The sequence below is a fragment of the Streptomyces spororaveus genome, from assembly GCF_016755875.1.
GTDB lineage: Bacteria > Actinomycetota > Actinomycetes > Streptomycetales > Streptomycetaceae > Streptomyces > Streptomyces spororaveus.
Map to the genome: position 1 here is coordinate 6,994,471 of NZ_BNED01000005.1, position 18,236 is coordinate 7,012,706.

At 73.6% G+C, this 18,236-nt stretch carries 1 protein-coding gene; it reads right to left on the reverse strand.

The features are described from left to right. Nucleotides 1-40 precede the first annotated feature (40 nt). The gene (locus Sspor_RS34195) at nt 41-18,169 is read right to left on the reverse strand and encodes a type I polyketide synthase (RefSeq protein ID WP_202202542.1); all 18,129 of its coding nucleotides are present in this window, start codon (nt 18,167-18,169) and stop codon (nt 41-43) included. Nucleotides 18,170-18,236: the final 67 nt, after the last annotated feature.

The following is an 18,236-nucleotide window of genomic DNA, read 5'->3' on the forward strand; positions in this document are numbered from 1 at the left end:
CGGTCCGGCCGTGGGCCGGACCGCGCAAGCGCACCGCTGGCTACGCGTCGCCGGTACGCGGAGCCAGTTGCTCCGCAAGGTGGTCCGCCAGCTTCCCGACCGTCGGGAAGTCGAACACCAGCGAACTGGGAAGCACCAGACCGGTATCGGCGTTGAGCCGGTTGCGCAGTTCCACCGCCATCAGCGAGTCGAAGCCGAGGTCGAGCAGCTCCTCCTCGACCTCCACCTCATCCGGGTCGTCGTACCCGAGCACCTCGGCGACACTGCGCAGCACCAGTGCGTACGACTGCTCCGCGTCCAGCACCAGTCGTCCGGCCACTGCGCCCGCCGCACCGCCGGCCTCCTCACCGTCGCGCCCTTCGCCGGCCGCATCGACGGCCGGGAACACGGACGGCAGCGCGGACAGCACCCTCGGCAGAGCCCCCGCCATCGCGCGCTCCGCCAGCGCCGCCTCGTCCAGGTCCGCCGCGACCAGCGCCGCTTCACCGCGCGTCAGCGCCGCGTCGAGCAGGCACAGCGCCGACGTCGCCGTCATCGCCCGCACGCCGGCCCGGTCCAGCCGGCCCCGCTCGGTTTCGCCGAGCGTCCCGCCCATGCCCTCGCCCTCCCACAGGCCCCAGGCCAATGAGACGCCACACAACCCCCGAGCTGTCCGGTGCTCCGCGAGCGCGTCCAGGTAGGCATTGGCGGCCGCGTAGTTGGCCTGCCCTGCCGTGCCGAGCGTTCCCGCGAGCGAGGAGAAGAGGACGAACGCGTCGAGGTCCAGGTCCTGGGTGAGCTCGTGCAGATGCCGGGCCGCGTCCGCCTTCGGCGCGAGGACCGTGTCCAGACGCTCCGGGGTGAGGGATTCCAGGGTGCCGTCGTCCAGCACACCCGCTGTGTGGATCACAGCCGTCAACGGATACGCGGCCGGAATGCCGTCCAGCAACGCGGCGAGAGCATCCCGGTCCGCGATGTCACACGCCGAGACAGTGACCTGGGCACCGAGCGCCTCGAGCTCGGCGGTCAACTCCGCCGCACCGGCGGCAGCCGGCCCCCGACGGGAAACCAGCAGCAACCGCCGCACACCGTACTCGGTCACCACATGCCGGGCCATCAGGCCACCCAGCGCTCCGGTACCACCCGTGATCAGCGCCGTACCGTCGGCCCGGAAGACCGGACGCTCCCCGGCACCGAGCTCCCCGGCCCGGACCAGGCGCGGCACGTACGCCGTCCCCTCCCGGAGCGCGAGCTGCGGCTCGCCGAGCGCGAGCGCCGCCGACTGCGCCGCCCGGGAGGCGGGCGTCCCGTCGGTGTCCAGCAGCACGATCCTGCCCGGGAGTTCGGACTGCGCGCTGCGGCCCAAGCCCCAGGCCGCCGCTCCTCCCGGATCCGAAGCCAGCGGCTCACCCGCGACCGTGCACGCGCCCTCGGTGACCAGCACCAGCCGCCGTACCGAGGGGTCGGCCCCGGCCGCCAGCCGCTGCACCTGCGACAACGCCTCCCGGGCCGCGGCTTGTGCCCGGGCGGGCACCGACACCAGCAGGTCGCCCGGGTCGCCCTGGCCGTCGAAGCCCTCCGCCGGCGGCACCGGGATCCAGTCCACCCGGTACAGCGCGGCCTCCGGCGCACAGCCCGCCACGTCCGGCACCACGCCCTCTGCGTGCCGCTGCCACGCGCCGGGCGCCCCGCCCGCCGCCGGCACCGGCCGCGCGTGCAGGATCGCCGCGCGATGCCCGTGCCGGTCCGGCTGAGCGAGCGCCAGCTGCACGTCCAGCGCTCCTTCGGCGGGCAGCCGCAGAGAGGCCTCCCGGGTGAGCACCAGCGGTGTCCAGCCCAGCAGCGTGCCGTCCGTGCCGAGTTCCCGGTCTGCCAGCTCCGGATGGGTGGCGGCGGACAGCCGGGCCGTGTGCACCGTACTGCCGTCCGCCAGGTCCAGACCGCCGCCCAGTACCGGGTGCTCCCCGGCCCCCGGCAGTGCGGGAGCGGTCCGGGTCTCCGGCGTCGGCGACAACCAGTAGCGCTGCCGCTGGAAGGCGTACGTGGGTACGGCTGCCGGTCGCGTCGCCGCCGGGAACACCGCCTTCCACTCCGGTACGGCGGCACCCGTCACGTGGAGCCGGGCCATGGCCGCAGTGGCACCCGCCGGGTCCGGTACCGCGACGGCCGCGACCGGGCGGTCCTTCGCCGACTCGTCGAGCACCCGTTCCACCGCGGGAGTCAGGACCGGCACGGGGCCGATCTCCAGGTAGGTGGTGGTGCCTTGGCTGCGCAGGGTGCGGATGCCGTCGGCGAAGCGGACGGCCTGGCGGATGTGGTCGACCCAGTAGCCGGGGTCGCAGAGCTGTTCGTCGGTGGCGAGTTCACCGGTCAGGTTGGAGACCAGCGGGACATCCGCGCCACGGAAGGCCAGTGTCTCCAGCACGGCACGGAAATCGGCCAGGACGCTGTCCATGTGTGCCGAGTGGAACGCGTGGCTCACGCGCAGCCGTGTCGCCTTGACGCCCTGGGTCTTCCACTGCTGCACCACGGCGGCCACTGCCGCTTCGTCGCCTGAAACCACGGTCGCGTCGGGGGCGTTGACGGCCGCGATGTCCACGCCCTCCGGCAGGGCCGCGGCCACGTCGGCTTCCGGGGCCTGGACCGAGGCCATCGCTCCGCCCGGACGTGCGGACTGCATGAGCCGCCCACGCGCCGCCACCAGAGCGGCCGCGTCTTCCAATGACCACACGCCCGCCAGATAGGCGGCGGTCACCTCGCCGATCGAATGTCCGGCCAGGACATCGGGGCGCATGCCCCAGTGTTCCAGGAGCCGGTACAGGGCGACCTCGCAGGCGAAGATCGCAGGCTGGGCGTACTGGGTCAGATCCAGCAGAGCCGCCTCAGGGGAGTCCGCCTCCGCGAACACGATCCCGGCCAGCGGCTGGTCGAGGTGCACGTCCAACGCCGCGCACACCTCATCGAACGCGGCAGCGTAGCCAGGCTGGGCGGCATACAGCTCCCGTCCCATACCCACCCGCTGAGACCCCTGACCCGCGAACAGCACGGCGAGCCGGGACCCGGCCACCGGCCGCCCCTGGACCAGGGACGACACCGTACGGCCTTCGGCCAATGCCCGCAGCCCGGTCAGGAAATCCTCCCGGTCGGTGCCGACGACCACGGCACGGTGACCGAAGGCGGTACGGCCGGTCGCCAGGGCCAGGCCGGTCTCGGTCGCACCGGACTCCTCCGGGCGGGACTCGACATGCGCGGCCAGGGCCGCTGCCTGGGCGCGCAAGCCGGTGGCGGTCGGCGCGGAGACCACCCACGGCACCGGCTGTCCGCTGCCGGGGCCGTCCGTCGTCCGCGGCGGCAAGTCGGTTTCGGTTTCGGGTTCTTCGATGATGACGTGGGCGTTGGTGCCGCTGATGCCGAACGAGGAGACGGCGGCCCGGCGGGGCCGGTCGGCCGGTTCCCACGGGCGTGCCTGCGTGAGCAGGCTCACCGCGCCGGCCTGCCAGTCGATGCGGGTGGACGGGGTGTCGGCGTGCAAGGTCGCGGGCAGGGTGCGGTTCCGCATCGCCATGACCATCTTGATCACACCCGCGGCTCCTGCCGCGGCCTGAGTGTGACCGATGTTCGACTTGACGGAGCCCAGCCAGAGCGGGTTGTCGTCGCTGTGTTCCTGACCGTAGGTCGCCAGCAGGGCCTGGGCCTCGATCGGGTCACCCAGTCGTGTACCCGTTCCGTGGGCTTCCACGACGTCGACGTCGGCTGCGTTCAGTCCGGCCGAGGCGAGTGCCTGACGGATCACACGCTGCTGTGAAGGTCCGTTCGGTGCGGTCAGACCGTTGCTCGCCCCGTCCTGGTTCACGGCACTGCCACGGATCACCGCAAGGACCTGGTGCCCGTTGCGCCGTGCGTCCGACAACCGCTCCAGCAGCAGCAGACCCGCACCCTCACCGAACCCCGTCCCGTCGGCGTCGTCGGAGAAGGCCTTGCAACGCCCGTCCTCCGACAGCCCGCGCTGCCGACTGAACTCGATGAAGGTGGTGGGAGTCGACATCACGGTCACGCCGCCGGCCAGCGCCAGGGAGCATTCGCCCTGGCGCAGGGCCTGGGCGGCCAGGTGCATGGCGACCAGCGACGAGGAACACGCCGTGTCCACACTGACCGCCGGCCCCTCCAACCCGAAGGTGTAAGCCACCCGGCCCGAGGCCACACTGTTGGAACTGCCGTTGACCAGGTAGCCCTCCAGCTCCTTCGGTGCCCGAGTGATCCGCGAACCGTAGTCGTTGTACATGACACCCGTGAACACGCCGGTGCGGCTTCCGCGCAGGCTGGCCGGATCGATGCCTGCCCGCTCGAACGCCTCCCACGCCGTCTCCAGCAGCAGCCGTTGCTGCGGATCCGTCGCCAGCGCCTCGCGCGGACTGATCCCGAAGAACTCCGCGTCGAACCGGTCCGCGTCGTACAGGAACCCGCCATGACGCGTGAAGGACGTGCCGCTGCGCTCCGGATCCGGGTCGCGCAGTGCGGCCAGGTCCCAGTCGCGGTCTTCGGGAAAGTCCCCGATGACGTCGCGGCCCTCGGCCACCAGCCGCCACAGCCCCTCCGGACCGGTGACCCCGCCCGGGAAGCGGCAGCCGATGCCCACGATCGCGATCGGCTCGTCAGCCGCAAGGCCGGCGACGGCGACGTCGGCGCTGAGAGTGGTGTCGGCCGCTTCACCGCCGAGGAGTTCACCGGCGAGGTGAACGGCGAGCACGTTGACGGTCGGGTGGTCGAAGACCAGCGAGGCGGGCAGCTTGAGCCCGGTGGCCTGGTTGAGCCGGTTGCGGAGTTCCACAGCCGTCAGAGAGTCGAAGCCCAGATCGATGAAGGGGCGGTCCACCGGCACAGCGCGTGGGTCGGCGTGGCCGAGTACGGCCGCCGCCTGGGCGCCGACCAGTTCCGTCAGCAGCCGCTGCCGGTCCGTTCCCGACAGGCTTCGCAGCCGCTCGGCCAGTCCACCGCCGCCCGAGCCGTCGGCTGCGGATCCGGCCGCCGCCCGACGCGCGACGGGCCGTACGAGGCCCCGCAGGAGTACGGGAACGGGTGCGCTGCTCCGGGCCAGGGCAGCCAGGTCGAGGCGAGCTGCGACCACGGCGGGAGCCGTCCCGGCGACGGCCTCGTCGAACAGGGCGAGCCCTTGGCCGGCGGCGAGCGGTGCGACGCCGGAGCGGCCCAGGCGGGCCAGGTCGGCGCCGGTGAGTTCACCGGTCATCCCGCTCGCCTCGGCCCACAGGCCCCACGCCAGCGAGGTCGCGGGCAACCCGGCCGCTCGCCGCGCGGCGGCGAGTGCGTCCAGGTAGGTGTTGGCGGCCGCGTAGTTGGCCTGTCCTGCCGTGCCGAGCGTTCCCGCGAGCGAGGAGAAGAGGACGAAAGCGTCGAGGTCCAGGTCCTGGGTGAGCTCGTGCAGATGCCGGGCCGCGTCCGCCTTCGGCGCGAGGACGCGGGCCAGGCGGTCCGGGGTGAGGGACTCCAGCGTGCCGTCGTCCAGCACGCCGGCCGTGTGGATCACCGCGGTGAGCGGGTGGGCGGCCGGGATGCCCGCCAGCAGCGCGGCGAGGGCCTCCCGGTCGGCGGTGTCGCAGGCCGCGACCGTGACGTGGGCGCCGAGCGCGCCGAGCTCCTCGGCCAGCTCGCCGGCCCCGGCCGCAGCCGCTCCGCGTCGGGAAACCAGCAGCAGGTGCCTGACGCCGTACTCGGTCACCAGATGCCGCGCGAACAACGCACCCAGCGCCCCGGTACCGCCCGTGATCAGCACCGTGCCCCCGGCCCGGAACACCGAACGGTCTCCCGCACCGGAACCCTCCACCGCGACCGGCACGAGCCGCGGCAGGAACCAGCGCCCCCCGCGGACCGCGCACTGCGGCTCGGCGGTGTCCTCCAGCAGCGCGGGCACCTCCGCGCCCCCCTCCAGGTCCAGCAGTACGAACCGACCGGGGTGTTCGGTCTGCGCCGAACGCACCAACCCCCAGACGGCCGCCGCCGCCGGATCCGGCTGCTCCGGACCGGCCCCGGGCACGGCCACGGCCTGCCGCGTTACCACGACGAGCGGATCGGCGGTCTCGGCGGCCACCCGGGCCTGGAGCGCGGCCAGCACCTCCGCCAGCACCGAGCCGACGGTCCCGTTCCCGGTCACAGGCTCCAGAACGTCGAACTCGCCGCCCGTGCCGGACGACCCGGAGTACGGCTGCCAGTCCACGCGCAGCAGCGGCACCCGCCCGGACCCGGCCGTCCGCAGCCGCTCCTTGTCCACAGGGCGCAGGCTCAGCGAGGCCACGTCCGCCACCACGCCGCCCAGCACGTCGGCGACGGAGACCGAGATCTCGTTGCGGCCGGCCGAACGCAGCCGGACCCGCAGGGCGGTGGCACCCTCCGCGTGCAGGGTGACCCCGCTCCACGAGAACGGCAGCGCACTCTCCTCGACTGCGCCGAGCGCACCGAGCACCACGGGGTGCAGCGCCGCGTCCAGCAGCGCCGGGTGCAACCCGAACGCTCCGGCGTCCGCGCCTGCCTCGGCGGGCAGGGCGACCTCGGCGTACACCTCGTCATCGAGCTGCCACAGGGCGCGCAGGCCCTGGAAGACAGGCCCGTACTCGTACCCCTGTGCGGCGAGCCGCTCGTAGGCACCGTCCAGATCCACGGGGACCGCGCCCGGCGGCGGCCATGCGGCCGGCAGCGGATCGGCGGAGCCGACGGAACCGGCCGTGGAGTTCTGGCTGCCGGAGCTCAGGGTGCCACTGGCGTGTCGGGTCCACGTGCCGTGCGGATCCTCGTCGTCGGTCCGGGACAGGACGGCCACGTCGCGGCGGCCCTTCGCGTCCGGTTCGCCCACGGAGACCTGCAGGCGCAGCGCGGCGCCCTCGGCGAACACCATGGGTGCGTGGACGGTGAGTTCCTCCAGGTGCGGGCAGTCCGCGTCGCGCCCCGCCCGCAGGGCCAGTTCGGCGAAGGCGGTGCCGGGCAGCAGCACCGTGCCGCTGACGGCGTGGTCGGCGAGCCACGGGTGCGTGCGCAGCGAGAGCCGGCCGGTGAGCAGCAGGCCACTTCGGTCGCCGAGTTCGACGGCCGCGCCGAGCAGCGGGTGCGCCGCGGGGCGCAGCCCGGCGGTGTTCATGTCGCCGGTGCGGGCGACACCCTCCAGCCAGTACGAGGCGTGCTGGAAGGGGTAGGTGGGCAGCTCGACATGCCGGTACGGGCGTTCTCCCGATCCGGTTCCCGCGGCGGAGGCGAAGGCGGGGCTCCAGTCCACCGCCAGCCCTGCCGTGTAACCGGTGGCAGCGGAGGCGTGGAAGCGGTCCAGACCGCCCTCGTCCCGCCGCAAGGTGCCCAGGGCCACCGCCTCGGCTCCGAGCGTTCCGGGCCGCTCGTCGGCTGCCGCGGCGATCGACTCCTGCACGGCCGCGGCCAGCACGGGGTGGGCACTGACCTCCACGAACGCTCCGTGTCCGTGCTCCAGCAGAGCCCGGGTGGCGAGGTCGAAGCGCACGGTCTCCCGCAGGTTGCGGTACCAATAGGCGGCGTCGAGCTGACGGGTGTCCAGCAGGTCGCCGGTGACGGCGGAGTAGAACGGCGTGCGTGCCGTGCGGGGCACGACGGGCGCCAGCAGACCGAGGAGTTCCTCCTCGATCGCCTCGACGTGCGCGGAGTGGGAGGCGTAGTCCACCGGGATCCGGCGGGCCCGGACCTCTTCGGCAGCACAAGCGTCGAGCAACTCCTGCAGTGCCTCCGGGTCACCGGAGACCACGCACGATGCGGGCCCGTTGACCGTGGCGACCGACAGCCGGCCCGGCCAGGCCGTGATGCGCTGCTCGGTCTCCTCGTACGGCAGCGGGACGGACACCATGCCGCCGGTGCCCGCCAGCGCGCCGAGGGCGCGGCTGCGCAGGGCGACCACTCGGGCCGCGTCCTGGAGCGTGAGCGCACCGGCGACGGCGGCCGCCGCGATCTCGCCCTGGGAGTGCCCGACCACGGCGGCCGGGCGGACACCGTACGACTCCCAGAGCGCGGCCAGCGACACCATGACGGCGAACAGCACGGGCTGGACGACATCCACGCGGTCATAGCCGGGGGCACCGGGCTCGCCACGCAGCACATCGAACAGCGACCAGTCGGTGAACTCGGCCAGCGCGGCTTCGCATTCGGCCATGCGCTCCCGGAAGACCGGTGCGGTCTGCAGGAGTTCGAGAGCCATGCCCACCCACTGCGAGCCCTGGCCGGGGAAGACGAACACGGTGCCGCCGAGGCCGCCGGGGGCGGCGCCGCCGGTGACCACGCGGGGGTCGGGGCGGCCGTCGGCGAGGGCGGCCAGGGCCTCTCGTACGCCGTCGCGGTCGGGGGCGGTCACGACGGCCCTCTGATCGAAGACGGCCCGGGTCGTGTGCAGGGCCCAGGCCACGTCCGCCGCGCCGACGGAGTGGGGGGCGTCGGCTGCGAGCAGGTCGCGCAGCTGGGCGGCCAGCTCGGACAGCGGCTGCCCGGCGCGGGCGGACAGCACCAGCGGGGGCACCGGCTGTCCGCTGCCGGGGCCGTCCGTCGTCCGCGGCGGCAAGTCGGGTTCGGTTTCGGGTTCTTCGATGATGACGTGGGCGTTGGTGCCGCTGATGCCGAACGAGGAGACGGCGGCCCGGCGGGGCCGGTCGGCCGGTTCCCACGGGCGTGCCTGCGTGAGGAGGCTCACCGCGCCGGCCTGCCAGTCGATGCGGGTGGACGGGGTGTCGGCGTGCAAGGTCGCGGGCAGGGTGCGGTTCCGCATCGCCATGACCATCTTGATCACACCCGCGGCTCCTGCCGCGGCCTGAGTGTGACCGATGTTCGACTTGACCGAGCCGAGCCAGAGCGGGTTGTCGTCGCTGTGTTCCTGACCGTAGGTCGCCAGCAGGGCCTGGGCCTCGATCGGGTCACCCAGTCGTGTGCCCGTTCCGTGGGCTTCGACCACGTCGACGTCGGCTGCGTTCAGTCCGGCCGAGGCGAGTGCCTGACGGATCACACGCTGTTGTGAAGGTCCGTTCGGTGCGGTCAGGCCGTTGCTCGCCCCGTCCTGGTTCACGGCACTGCCCCGGATCACCGCGAGGACCTGGTGCCCGTTGCGCCGTGCGTCCGACAACCGTTCCAGCAGCAGCAGACCCGCACCCTCTCCCCAGCCGGTGCCGTCGGCGTCGTCGGAGAAGGCCTTGCAACGCCCGTCCTCGGACAGCCCGCGCTGCCGACTGAACTCGATGAAGGTGTTGGGGGTGGACATGATCGCCACGCCGCCGGCCAGCGCCAGGGAGCATTCGCCCTGGCGCAGGGCCTGGGCGGCCAGGTGCATGGCGACCAGCGACGAGGAACACGCTGTGTCGACACTGACCGCCGGCCCCTCCAACCCGAAGGTGTAAGCCACCCGGCCAGAGACCACGCTGCCGGTGTTCCCGGCGAGCAGCATGCCCTCGTACCCCTCGGGCGCCGGCTGGAGCCGCGAGGCGTAGTCGTTGTACATGACGCCCGTGAATACGCCGGTGCGGCTGCCGCGCAGGCTGGCCGGATCGATGCCCGCCCGCTCGAACGCCTCCCACGCGGTCTCCAGCAGCAGCCGCTGCTGCGGATCCGTCGCCAGCGCCTCGCGCGGACTGATCCCGAAGAACTCCGCGTCGAACCGGTCCGCGTCGTGGAGGAACCCGCCATGACGGGTGTAGGAGGTACCGCGTCGTTCCGGGTCGGGATCGTAGAGGGACTCCAGGTCCCAGCCCCGGTTCTCCGGGAAGCCGGAGATGGCGTCGCGGCCCTCGGCCACCAGCCGCCACAGCCCCTCCGGACCGGTGACCCCGCCCGGGAAGCGGCAGCCGATACCGACGATCGCGATCGGCTCGTCGGCGGCGATGGAGGAGGTGACGGAGGCCCCGTCCAAGGCGCCGGAGCCGTCCTCGCCGGTGCCGACGGCCTCGGCCAGCAGGTGGGCGGCGAGCAGGCCCGCGGTCGGGAAGTCGAACAGCAGGGAGGCGGGCAGCTTGAGCCCGGTGGCCTGGTTGAGCCGGTTGCGGAGTTCCACGGCCGTCAGCGAGTCGAAGCCGAGCTCGTGGAACGCCCGGTCGGTCGGCACCGCCTGGGGGCCGGAGTGCCCGAGCACGGCCGAGGCCTGTGCCCGGACCAGGGCCAGGGCGGTCTGCTCGCGCTCCGCGGCCGGCAGGGTACGCAGCAGCTCCGCCCAGGCCCCTGCCGCGCCCTGGCCGGCGGCGGCCCGGCGGCGGGCCGGAACCCTGACCAGTCGGCGGAAGAGAGAGGGTAGAGTGCCGTTCCCGGCCCGCCCGCGCAGCTGGTCCAGGTCGAGGCGGGCCGCGACCATGGCAGGAGCCGTCCCGGCGAGGGCCGCGTCGAAGAACGCCAGCCCTTCGGCGTTCGGCAGCGGGGCGATACCAGCCCGGCGCATCCGGACCAGGTCGGCGTCGGCCAGCTCGCCGGTCATCCCGCCGGCCTCGGCCCACAGACCCCACGCCAGCGAGGTCGCGGGCAGTCCGGCGGAGTGCCGGAGCCGGGCGAGCGCGTCCAGGGCGGCGTTGGCGGCCGCGTAGTTGGCCTGCCCGGCCGTGCCGAAGGTGCCCGCCACGGAGGAGAAGAGGACGAAAGCGTCGAGGTCCAGATCCTGGGTGAGCTCGTGCAGATGCCAGGCGGCGTCGGCCTTGGGGGCGAGGACGCGGGCCAGGCGGTCCGGGGTGAGGGATTCCAGGGTGCCGTCGTCCAGCACGCCGGCCGTGTGGATCACCGCGGTGAGCGGGTGGGCGGCCGGGATGCCCGCCAGCAGCGCGGCGAGGGCCTCCCGGTCGGCGGTGTCGCAGGCCGCGACCGTGACGTGGGCGCCGAGCGCGCCGAGCTCCTCGGCCAGCTCGCCGGCCCCGGCCGCAGCCGCTCCGCGTCGGGAAACCAGCAGCAGGTGGCCCACGCCGTACTCGGTCACCAGGTGCCGCGCGAACAACGCACCCAGCGCCCCGGTACCGCCCGTGATCAGCACCGTGCCCCCGGCCCGGAACACCGAACGGTCTCCCACACCGGAACCCTCCACCGCGACCGGCACGAGCCGGGCCGCGGACAACTCCCCGTTGCGCACGGCCAGCTGGGTCTCGCCCGCCGCCACGGCCGAGGCCACCGCCGCAGCCGGGACGTCCGTGCCGTCGGTGTCCAGCAGCACGAACCGGCCGGGGTGCTCCGCCTGCGCGGAGCGTACGAGCCCTTGGACGGCCGCGCCCGCCAGGTCACCGGCCGCATCCCGGGTACGGACGACCAGTACTCCCTCGTCGTCCTCCCCCAGCCTCTCCTGGATTCGGGACAGCGCCGCCGCGGCGGTCGCGTGGACCGACTGCCCGGTCACCCGGTATTCCGCCCACGCGACCGGCTCCTCGCCGGCTGCCGCGTCAAGCGGCAGCGGCACCCATTCCAGGGCCAGCAGCCGGTCCCCGCTGTCGGCCCGGGCCCCCGTGGCCAGCGGCCGGAACATCAGCTCGGTGATCTCGGCCACCGGCGCGCCCGTACCGTCGGTGAGCGTCAGCGTGGCGGTGCTGTCGCCGGTCGGGGCGATGCGCACCCGCAGCGAGTCCGCGCCGACGGCGTGCAGCCGTACGCCGGAGAAGGAGAACGGGATCCTGGGCGCCCCGCCGGCTCCGGCCGTCGTGGCGTCCGCCAGGACGAACGGGTGCAGGGCCGCGTCCAGCAGCGCCGGGTGCAGGCCGAATGCACCGGCGGAGGTGCCCGAGGCCTCCGAGGGCAGCCGGACTTCGGCGAACAGCTCCTCGCCCCGCCGCCACAGGCCGGTCAGGCCCTGGAAGACCGGGCCGTAGTCGTATCCCAGTCCGGCCAGCACCGCGTATGCGTCGGCCAGGGACACGGCCTCGGCACCCGGAACCGGCCAGGCCCCGGACGCGGCGGCCGGTGCGGTCTCGGAGCCGACGGGTTCCTCGGCGAGCACGCCCGATGCGTGCCGCGTCCACGGCGCGTCGACGCCGCTCGTCCCCGGGCCGCGGTGCGGCCGGGACAGCACGGTCACCGTGCGCCGGCCGTCGGCTTCCGGAGCCTTCACCGCCACCTGGAGCTGTACGGCACCCCGCTCGGGAAGGAAGAGGGGTGCTTCGAGGGTGAGTTCGTCCAGTACGCCGCAGCCGGACCGGTCTCCCGCGTGCAGCGCCAGCTCCACGAAGGCGGTGCCCGGCAGCAGCACCTGCCCGCCGACCGCGTGGTCGGCGAGCCACGGGTGCGTGCGCAGCGAGAGTTGGCCGGTGAGCAGCAGGCCCTGCTCGTCGCCCAGTTCGACGGCGGCGGCCAGCAGCGGGTGGCTTCCGTCGCCGTCCAGGCCGAGCCGGCCCAGGTCACCGGCCGTCGCGGCCGGCTCCAGCCAGTACCGCTCGCCCTGGAAGGCGTAGGTCGGCAGGGCGAGCGGGTTCGCCGGGGCGGGGCCGGACAGGGACTGCCAGTCGACGGACAGCGCGCCGCACGCGTGGGCGTCGGCCAGTGCGGAGAGCACCGAGATGCTCTCGTCGCCGGCCTGGCGCCGCAGGGCCGCGATCACCCGCACCCGCTCGTCATCGCCCAGGGTCGCGGCGACGGCCGGAGTGAGGACGGCGTCGGGGCCGATCTCCAGGTAGGTGGTGGTGCCTTGGCTGCGCAGGGTGCGGATGCCGTCGGCGAAGCGGACGGCCTGGCGGATGTGGTCGACCCAGTAGCCGGGGTCGCAGAGCTGTTCGTCGGTGGCGAGTTCACCGGTCAGGTTGGAGACCACCGGCACGTCCGCGCCACGGAAGGCCAGTGTCTCCAGCACGGCACGGAAATCGGCCAGGACGCTGTCCATGTGTGCCGAGTGGAACGCGTGGCTCACGCGCAGCCGTGTCGCCTTGACGCCCTGGGTCTTCCACTGCTGCACCACGGCGGCCACTGCCGCTTCGTCGCCTGAAACCACGGTCGCGTCGGGGGCGTTGACGGCCGCGATGTCCACGCCCTCCGGCAGGGCCGCGGCCACGTCGGCTTCCGGGGCCTGGACCGAGGCCATCGCTCCGCCCGGACGTGCGGACTGCATGAGCCGCCCACGCGCCGCCACCAGAGCGGCCGCGTCTTCCAATGACCACACGCCCGCCAGATAGGCGGCGGTCACCTCGCCGATCGAATGTCCGGCCAGGACATCGGGGCGCATGCCCCAGTGTTCCAGGAGCCGGTACAGGGCGACCTCGCAGGCGAAGATCGCAGGCTGGGCGTACTGGGTCAGATCCAGCAGAGCCGCCTCAGGGGAGTCCGCCTCCGCGAACACGATCCCGGCCAGCGGCTGGTCGAGGTGCACGTCCAACGCCGCGCACACCTCATCGAACGCGGCAGCGTAGCCAGGCTGGGCGGCATACAGCTCCCGTCCCATACCCACCCGCTGAGACCCCTGACCGGAGAAGACCGCCGCGAGCCGACCGGAATGCCGGGCCACCCCGGTCCGGACACCGGCCACATCGTCCCCTTGGGCGAACGCGTCGAGTGCGGTGAGGAGTTCCGTACGGTCGGTGCCGACGACCACGGCACGGTGGCTGAGCGCGGCCCGGGTGGTGGCGAGGGCGTGGGCGACGGCGAGTGGATCGCTGTCCGGCTGCCCGGCCAGCAGGTCCCGCAGCCGGGCGGCCTGCGCGCGCAGCGCCGGCAGCCCGGAGGCCGACAGCGGCCACAGCGCGGGCCGCCCGGCGCCCTCGGCTACGGGCTCCACCACAGCCACGGCCACAGGTGCGGGTTCGGTTTCGGGTTCTTCGATGATGATGTGGGCGTTGGTGCCGCTGATGCCGAACGAGGAGACGGCGGCCCGGCGGGGCCGGTCGGCCGGTTCCCACGGGCGTGCCTGCGTGAGGAGGCTCACCGCGCCGGCCTGCCAGTCGATGCGGGTGGACGGGGTGTCGGCGTGCAAGGTCGCGGGCAGGGTGCGGTTCCGCATCGCCATGACCATCTTGATCACACCCGCGGCTCCTGCCGCGGCCTGAGTGTGACCGATGTTCGACTTGACGGAGCCGAGCCAGAGCGGGTTGTCGTCGCTGTGTTCCTGACCGTAGGTCGCCAGCAGGGCCTGGGCCTCGATCGGGTCACCCAGTCGTGTGCCCGTTCCGTGGGCTTCGACCACGTCGACGTCAGCTGCGTTCAGTCCGGCCGAGGCGAGTGCCTGACGGATCACACGCTGTTGTGAAGGTCCGTTCGGTGCGGTCAGGCCGTTGCTCGCCCCGTCCTGGTTCACGGCACTGCCACGGATCACCGCGAGGACCTGGTGCCCGTTGCGCCGTGCGTCCGACAACCGTTCCAGCAGCAGCAGACCCGCACCCTCACCCCAGCCGGTGCCGTCGGCGTCGTCGGAGAAGGCCTTGCAACGCCCGTCCTCGGACAGCCCGCGCTGCCGACTGAACTCCACGAACGTGCCCGGCGTCGACATCACGGTCACGCCGCCGGCCAGCGCCAGGGAGCATTCGCCCTGGCGCAGGGCCTGGGCGGCCAGGTGCATGGCGACCAGCGACGAGGAACACGCTGTGTCGACACTGACCGCCGGCCCCTCCAACCCGAAGGTGTAAGCCACCCGGCCCGAGGCCACACTGTTGGAACTGCCGGTCAGCAGATAGCCGTCGGTGTCCTCCACGGCCTCGTGCAGCCGCGGCCCGTAGTCGGGGGACATCAGGCCGGTGAACACGCCGGTGCGGGTGCCGCGCAGGCTGGCCGGATCGATGCCCGCCCGCTCGAACGCCTCCCACGCCGTCTCCAGCAGCAGCCGCTGCTGCGGATCCGTCGCGAGCGCCTCGCGCGGACTGATTCCGAAGAACTCCGCGTCGAACCGGTCCGCGTCGTGGAGGAACCCGCCATGACGGGTGTAGGAGGTACCGCGTCGTTCCGGGTCGGGATCGTAGAGGGACTCCAGGTCCCAGCCCCGGTTCTCCGGGAAGCCGGAGATGGCGTCGCGGCCCTCGGCCACCAGCCGCCACAGCCCCTCCGGACCGGTGACCCCGCCCGGGAAGCGGCAGCCGATACCGACGATCGCGATCGGCTCGTCGGCGGCAACGACAGCGTCGGCACCTGCGCCCGGCGTCTGCTCCCGCTGTTCCGGCACGCCCTGGACGTCGTATGACGCCGTCAGCTCGGTCCGCAGGCGGGCGGCGAGCGAGGCGGGGGTCGGGAAGTCGAACAGCAGCGAGGCGGGCAGCCGCAGTCCGGTTGCCGTCTCCAGGTGGTTGCGCAGCTCGACGGCGCGCAGCGAGGTGAACCCGAGCTCGGAGAACACGGCCTGCGGGTCGAGGCCTTCACCACCGGGCTGCTGGAGCACCACCTCGGCGGCCGCGCCGACCAACTCCAGGAGGGAACGTTCCTGCTCGGCCTCGGACAGGGCGGCCAGACGCCGCCGCAGCCCGGCCGTCGGCCCGCTGTCCTCATCGGTGCCGGGGGTGCCGAGTGCATGCAGCCCGTCTGAGCCGGACCCGTTCGCCCGCGTGCGGCCGGCCGGGTCGGGCCAGTAGCGCTTGCGCTGGAAGGCGTACGGCGGAAGCGGGCTCAGCGGTGTCCCCGCCGGAAATACGGTGTGCCAGTCGCAGGCCACCCCGGCGGTGTGCAGCTGGGCGAGTGCGGCCATCACGGACTGCGGCTCGTCGCGGTCGCGCACCATCGCGGCGAAGGCTGCCGGGCGCGGTTCGGCGCCTTCGAGCGTGGCAGTGACGGCCTGGGTGAGCACCGGTGTGGGGGACAGCTCCAGGAAGGTGGTGACCCCGGCGTCCCGCAGCGCGCGCACCCCGTCGGCGAAGCGCACGGTGGCGCGGATGTGCCGGACCCAGTAACCGGGGTCGGTGAGCTGCTCGTCGGTGGCGATCGTTCCGGTGACGTTCGAGACAACCGGGATCCGTGCCGGGGAGTAGCGGAGGCTCTCGGCGGTCCGCCGGAACTCCTCCAGGATCGCGTCCATGTGCGGGGAGTGCCCGGCGACGGTGACGGCGAGCCGCTTCGTCTTGCGGCCCCGCTCCCTCCAGTACGCACACACAGCGAGGACGGCGTCCTCGTCGCCCGAGACGACGGTCCCGTCCGGGGAGTTGAGACCGGCGATGCCGACGGCGCCGGCGTACCCGGCGAGTTCGCCGAAGGAGGCGAGGACCTCCTCTTCGCCCGCCTGTACCGCGGCCATCGCGCCGCCCGCCCGGGACTGGATCAGGCGGGCCCGTACGGTGGCCAGGGTGCACACGTCGGGCAGCGACAGCACTCCGGCGACGTGTGCGGCGGCGAGCTCGCCCATCGAGTGGCCGGTGACGTAGTCGGGGGTCACGCCCCAGCTCTCGTAGAGCCGGTAGAGGGCGACCTCGACGGCGAGCAGAGCGGGCAGCGCGTAGTCGGTACGGTCGAGCAGCTCGGCCTCGAGGCTGCCGGGCGCGGCGAAGATCAGCTCGCGGACGGGCCGGTCGAGGTGCCGGTCGAGTTCGTCGCAGACCGCGTCGAAGGCGGCGGCGTAGACGGGGTGGGCCGCGTACAGGTCCCGGCCCATGCCCACGCTCTGGCTGCCGCCGCCGCCGAACAGTACGGCGGTACGGCCCGGCCGGGTGGTACCGGCGACGGCGTACGGGGAAGGCAGCCCACCGGCCAGGGCGCGCAGCCCGGCCAGCAGCTCGGCCCGGGAACCGGCCACGACCGCGGCCCGGTGCTCGAAGGCGGTGCGGGAGGTGGCGAGGGAGAGACCGGCGGAGGCGGTCCCGATGGCGGGGTGGGCGTCCAGGTGGTCGGCGAGCCGGCCGGCCTGGGCGCGTACGGCGGCCTCGGTGCGGCCGGACAGCACCCAGGGCAGCGCGGTGCCCGGCTCCTGCCCTGCGTCGGCCTCGGCGGTCGTATCGGCCTCGGCGTCGGACCCGACCGGGGCCTCGGCCAGGACCATGTGACAGTTGGTGCCGCCCAGGCCGAGGGAGCCGACGGCGGCCAGCAGCGGGGCGTCCTCGTGCGGCCAGTCGGCCAGCTCGTCCTGGACCCGCAGGCGCAGCTCGTCCAGCGGGATCGCCGGGTTGGGGATCTCGTAGTTGAGGCTGGGCGGCAACGCCCGGTGATGGATGCTCAGCGCCACCTTCAGCAGGCCGACGACGCCCGCGGCGGCCTCCAGGTGACCGACGTTGGTTTTGGCGGAACCGACCCGCAGCGGGCGGTCGTCCGCCCGGCCGGGGGCGGTGACGGCGCCGACCGCACGAGCTTCGACCGGGTCGCCGACCGCGGTGCCGGTGCCGTGCAGCTCCATGTACTGGAGGTCGGCCGGGTCGATGCCGGCCCGTCGGCAGGCGGCCCGCAGCGCCGCGCTCTGGGTTTCCTCGCCCGGGGTGGTCAGACCGGGCGTGGCACCGTCGTTGTTGACGGAGCTGCCCCGGATCACGCAGTACACGGGGTCACCGTCGGCCAGCGCCGCGGACAGCGGCTTCAGGACGACGAGGGCGCCGCCCTCGCCGCGCACGATCCCGTTGGCGCGGGCGTCGAACACGTGGCAGCGGGCATCGGGGGAAAGCGCGCCGAGGCGGGTCAGGGCGAGGGTGCTCTCCGGTATCAGGTTCAGGTTGACCCCGCCGGCCAGCGCGGTGGTCGACTCGCCGTTGCGCAGGCTGGCGCAGGCCGCGTGCACAGCGACCAGCGAGGAGGATTGGGCGGTGTCGAGGGTCATGCTCGGCCCGCGCAGTCCGAGGGCGTGGCTGACCCGGTTGGCGATGATGCCCCGGTGCGTGCCGGTCACGCTGTACTGGCTGATGGCGGGGGCGCCGTACTCGTGCAGCAGCTTGGCGTAGTCGTCCCAGATGGCGCCGACGAAGATGCCGGTGCTGCTGCCGTCGAGGCTGCCCGGCAGGATCCGGGCGTCCTCCAGGGCCTCCCAGGCCAGTTCGAGGACCAGCCGCTGCTGCGGGTCCATGGCCAGGGCCTCCTGCGGCGAGATGCCGAAGAAGGCCGCGTCGAAGGATTCGGCGTCCGTGATGAATCCGCCGCGCCGCTCCACCGTGCCGCCGGCCCCCGGCTCCCACCGGCCCTGCGGAACCTCACCGATCGCGTCGCGGCCCGAGGCGAGCAGCTCCCAGAACGCCGCGGGCCCGTCGGCCCCGGGCAACCTGCAGGACAGGCCGATCACCGCGATCGGCCCGTCCGGAGCCCGGTCCGTGTCCGCCGCCGCGCTGCTGCCGATGCCGTGCTGGTTGATCATGTGGAGCCTGTCTCCTGTCGGGTACGAAAGGGCGGTGTTGCCGGAACGAAGGGCCGGGAGCCGGGGG

Coding starts and splice junctions, on each gene's coding strand:
- Sspor_RS34195 (WP_202202542.1), bottom strand. CDS start 18,169: ATGATCAACCAGCACGGCATCGGCAGCAGCGCGGCGGCGGACACGGAC.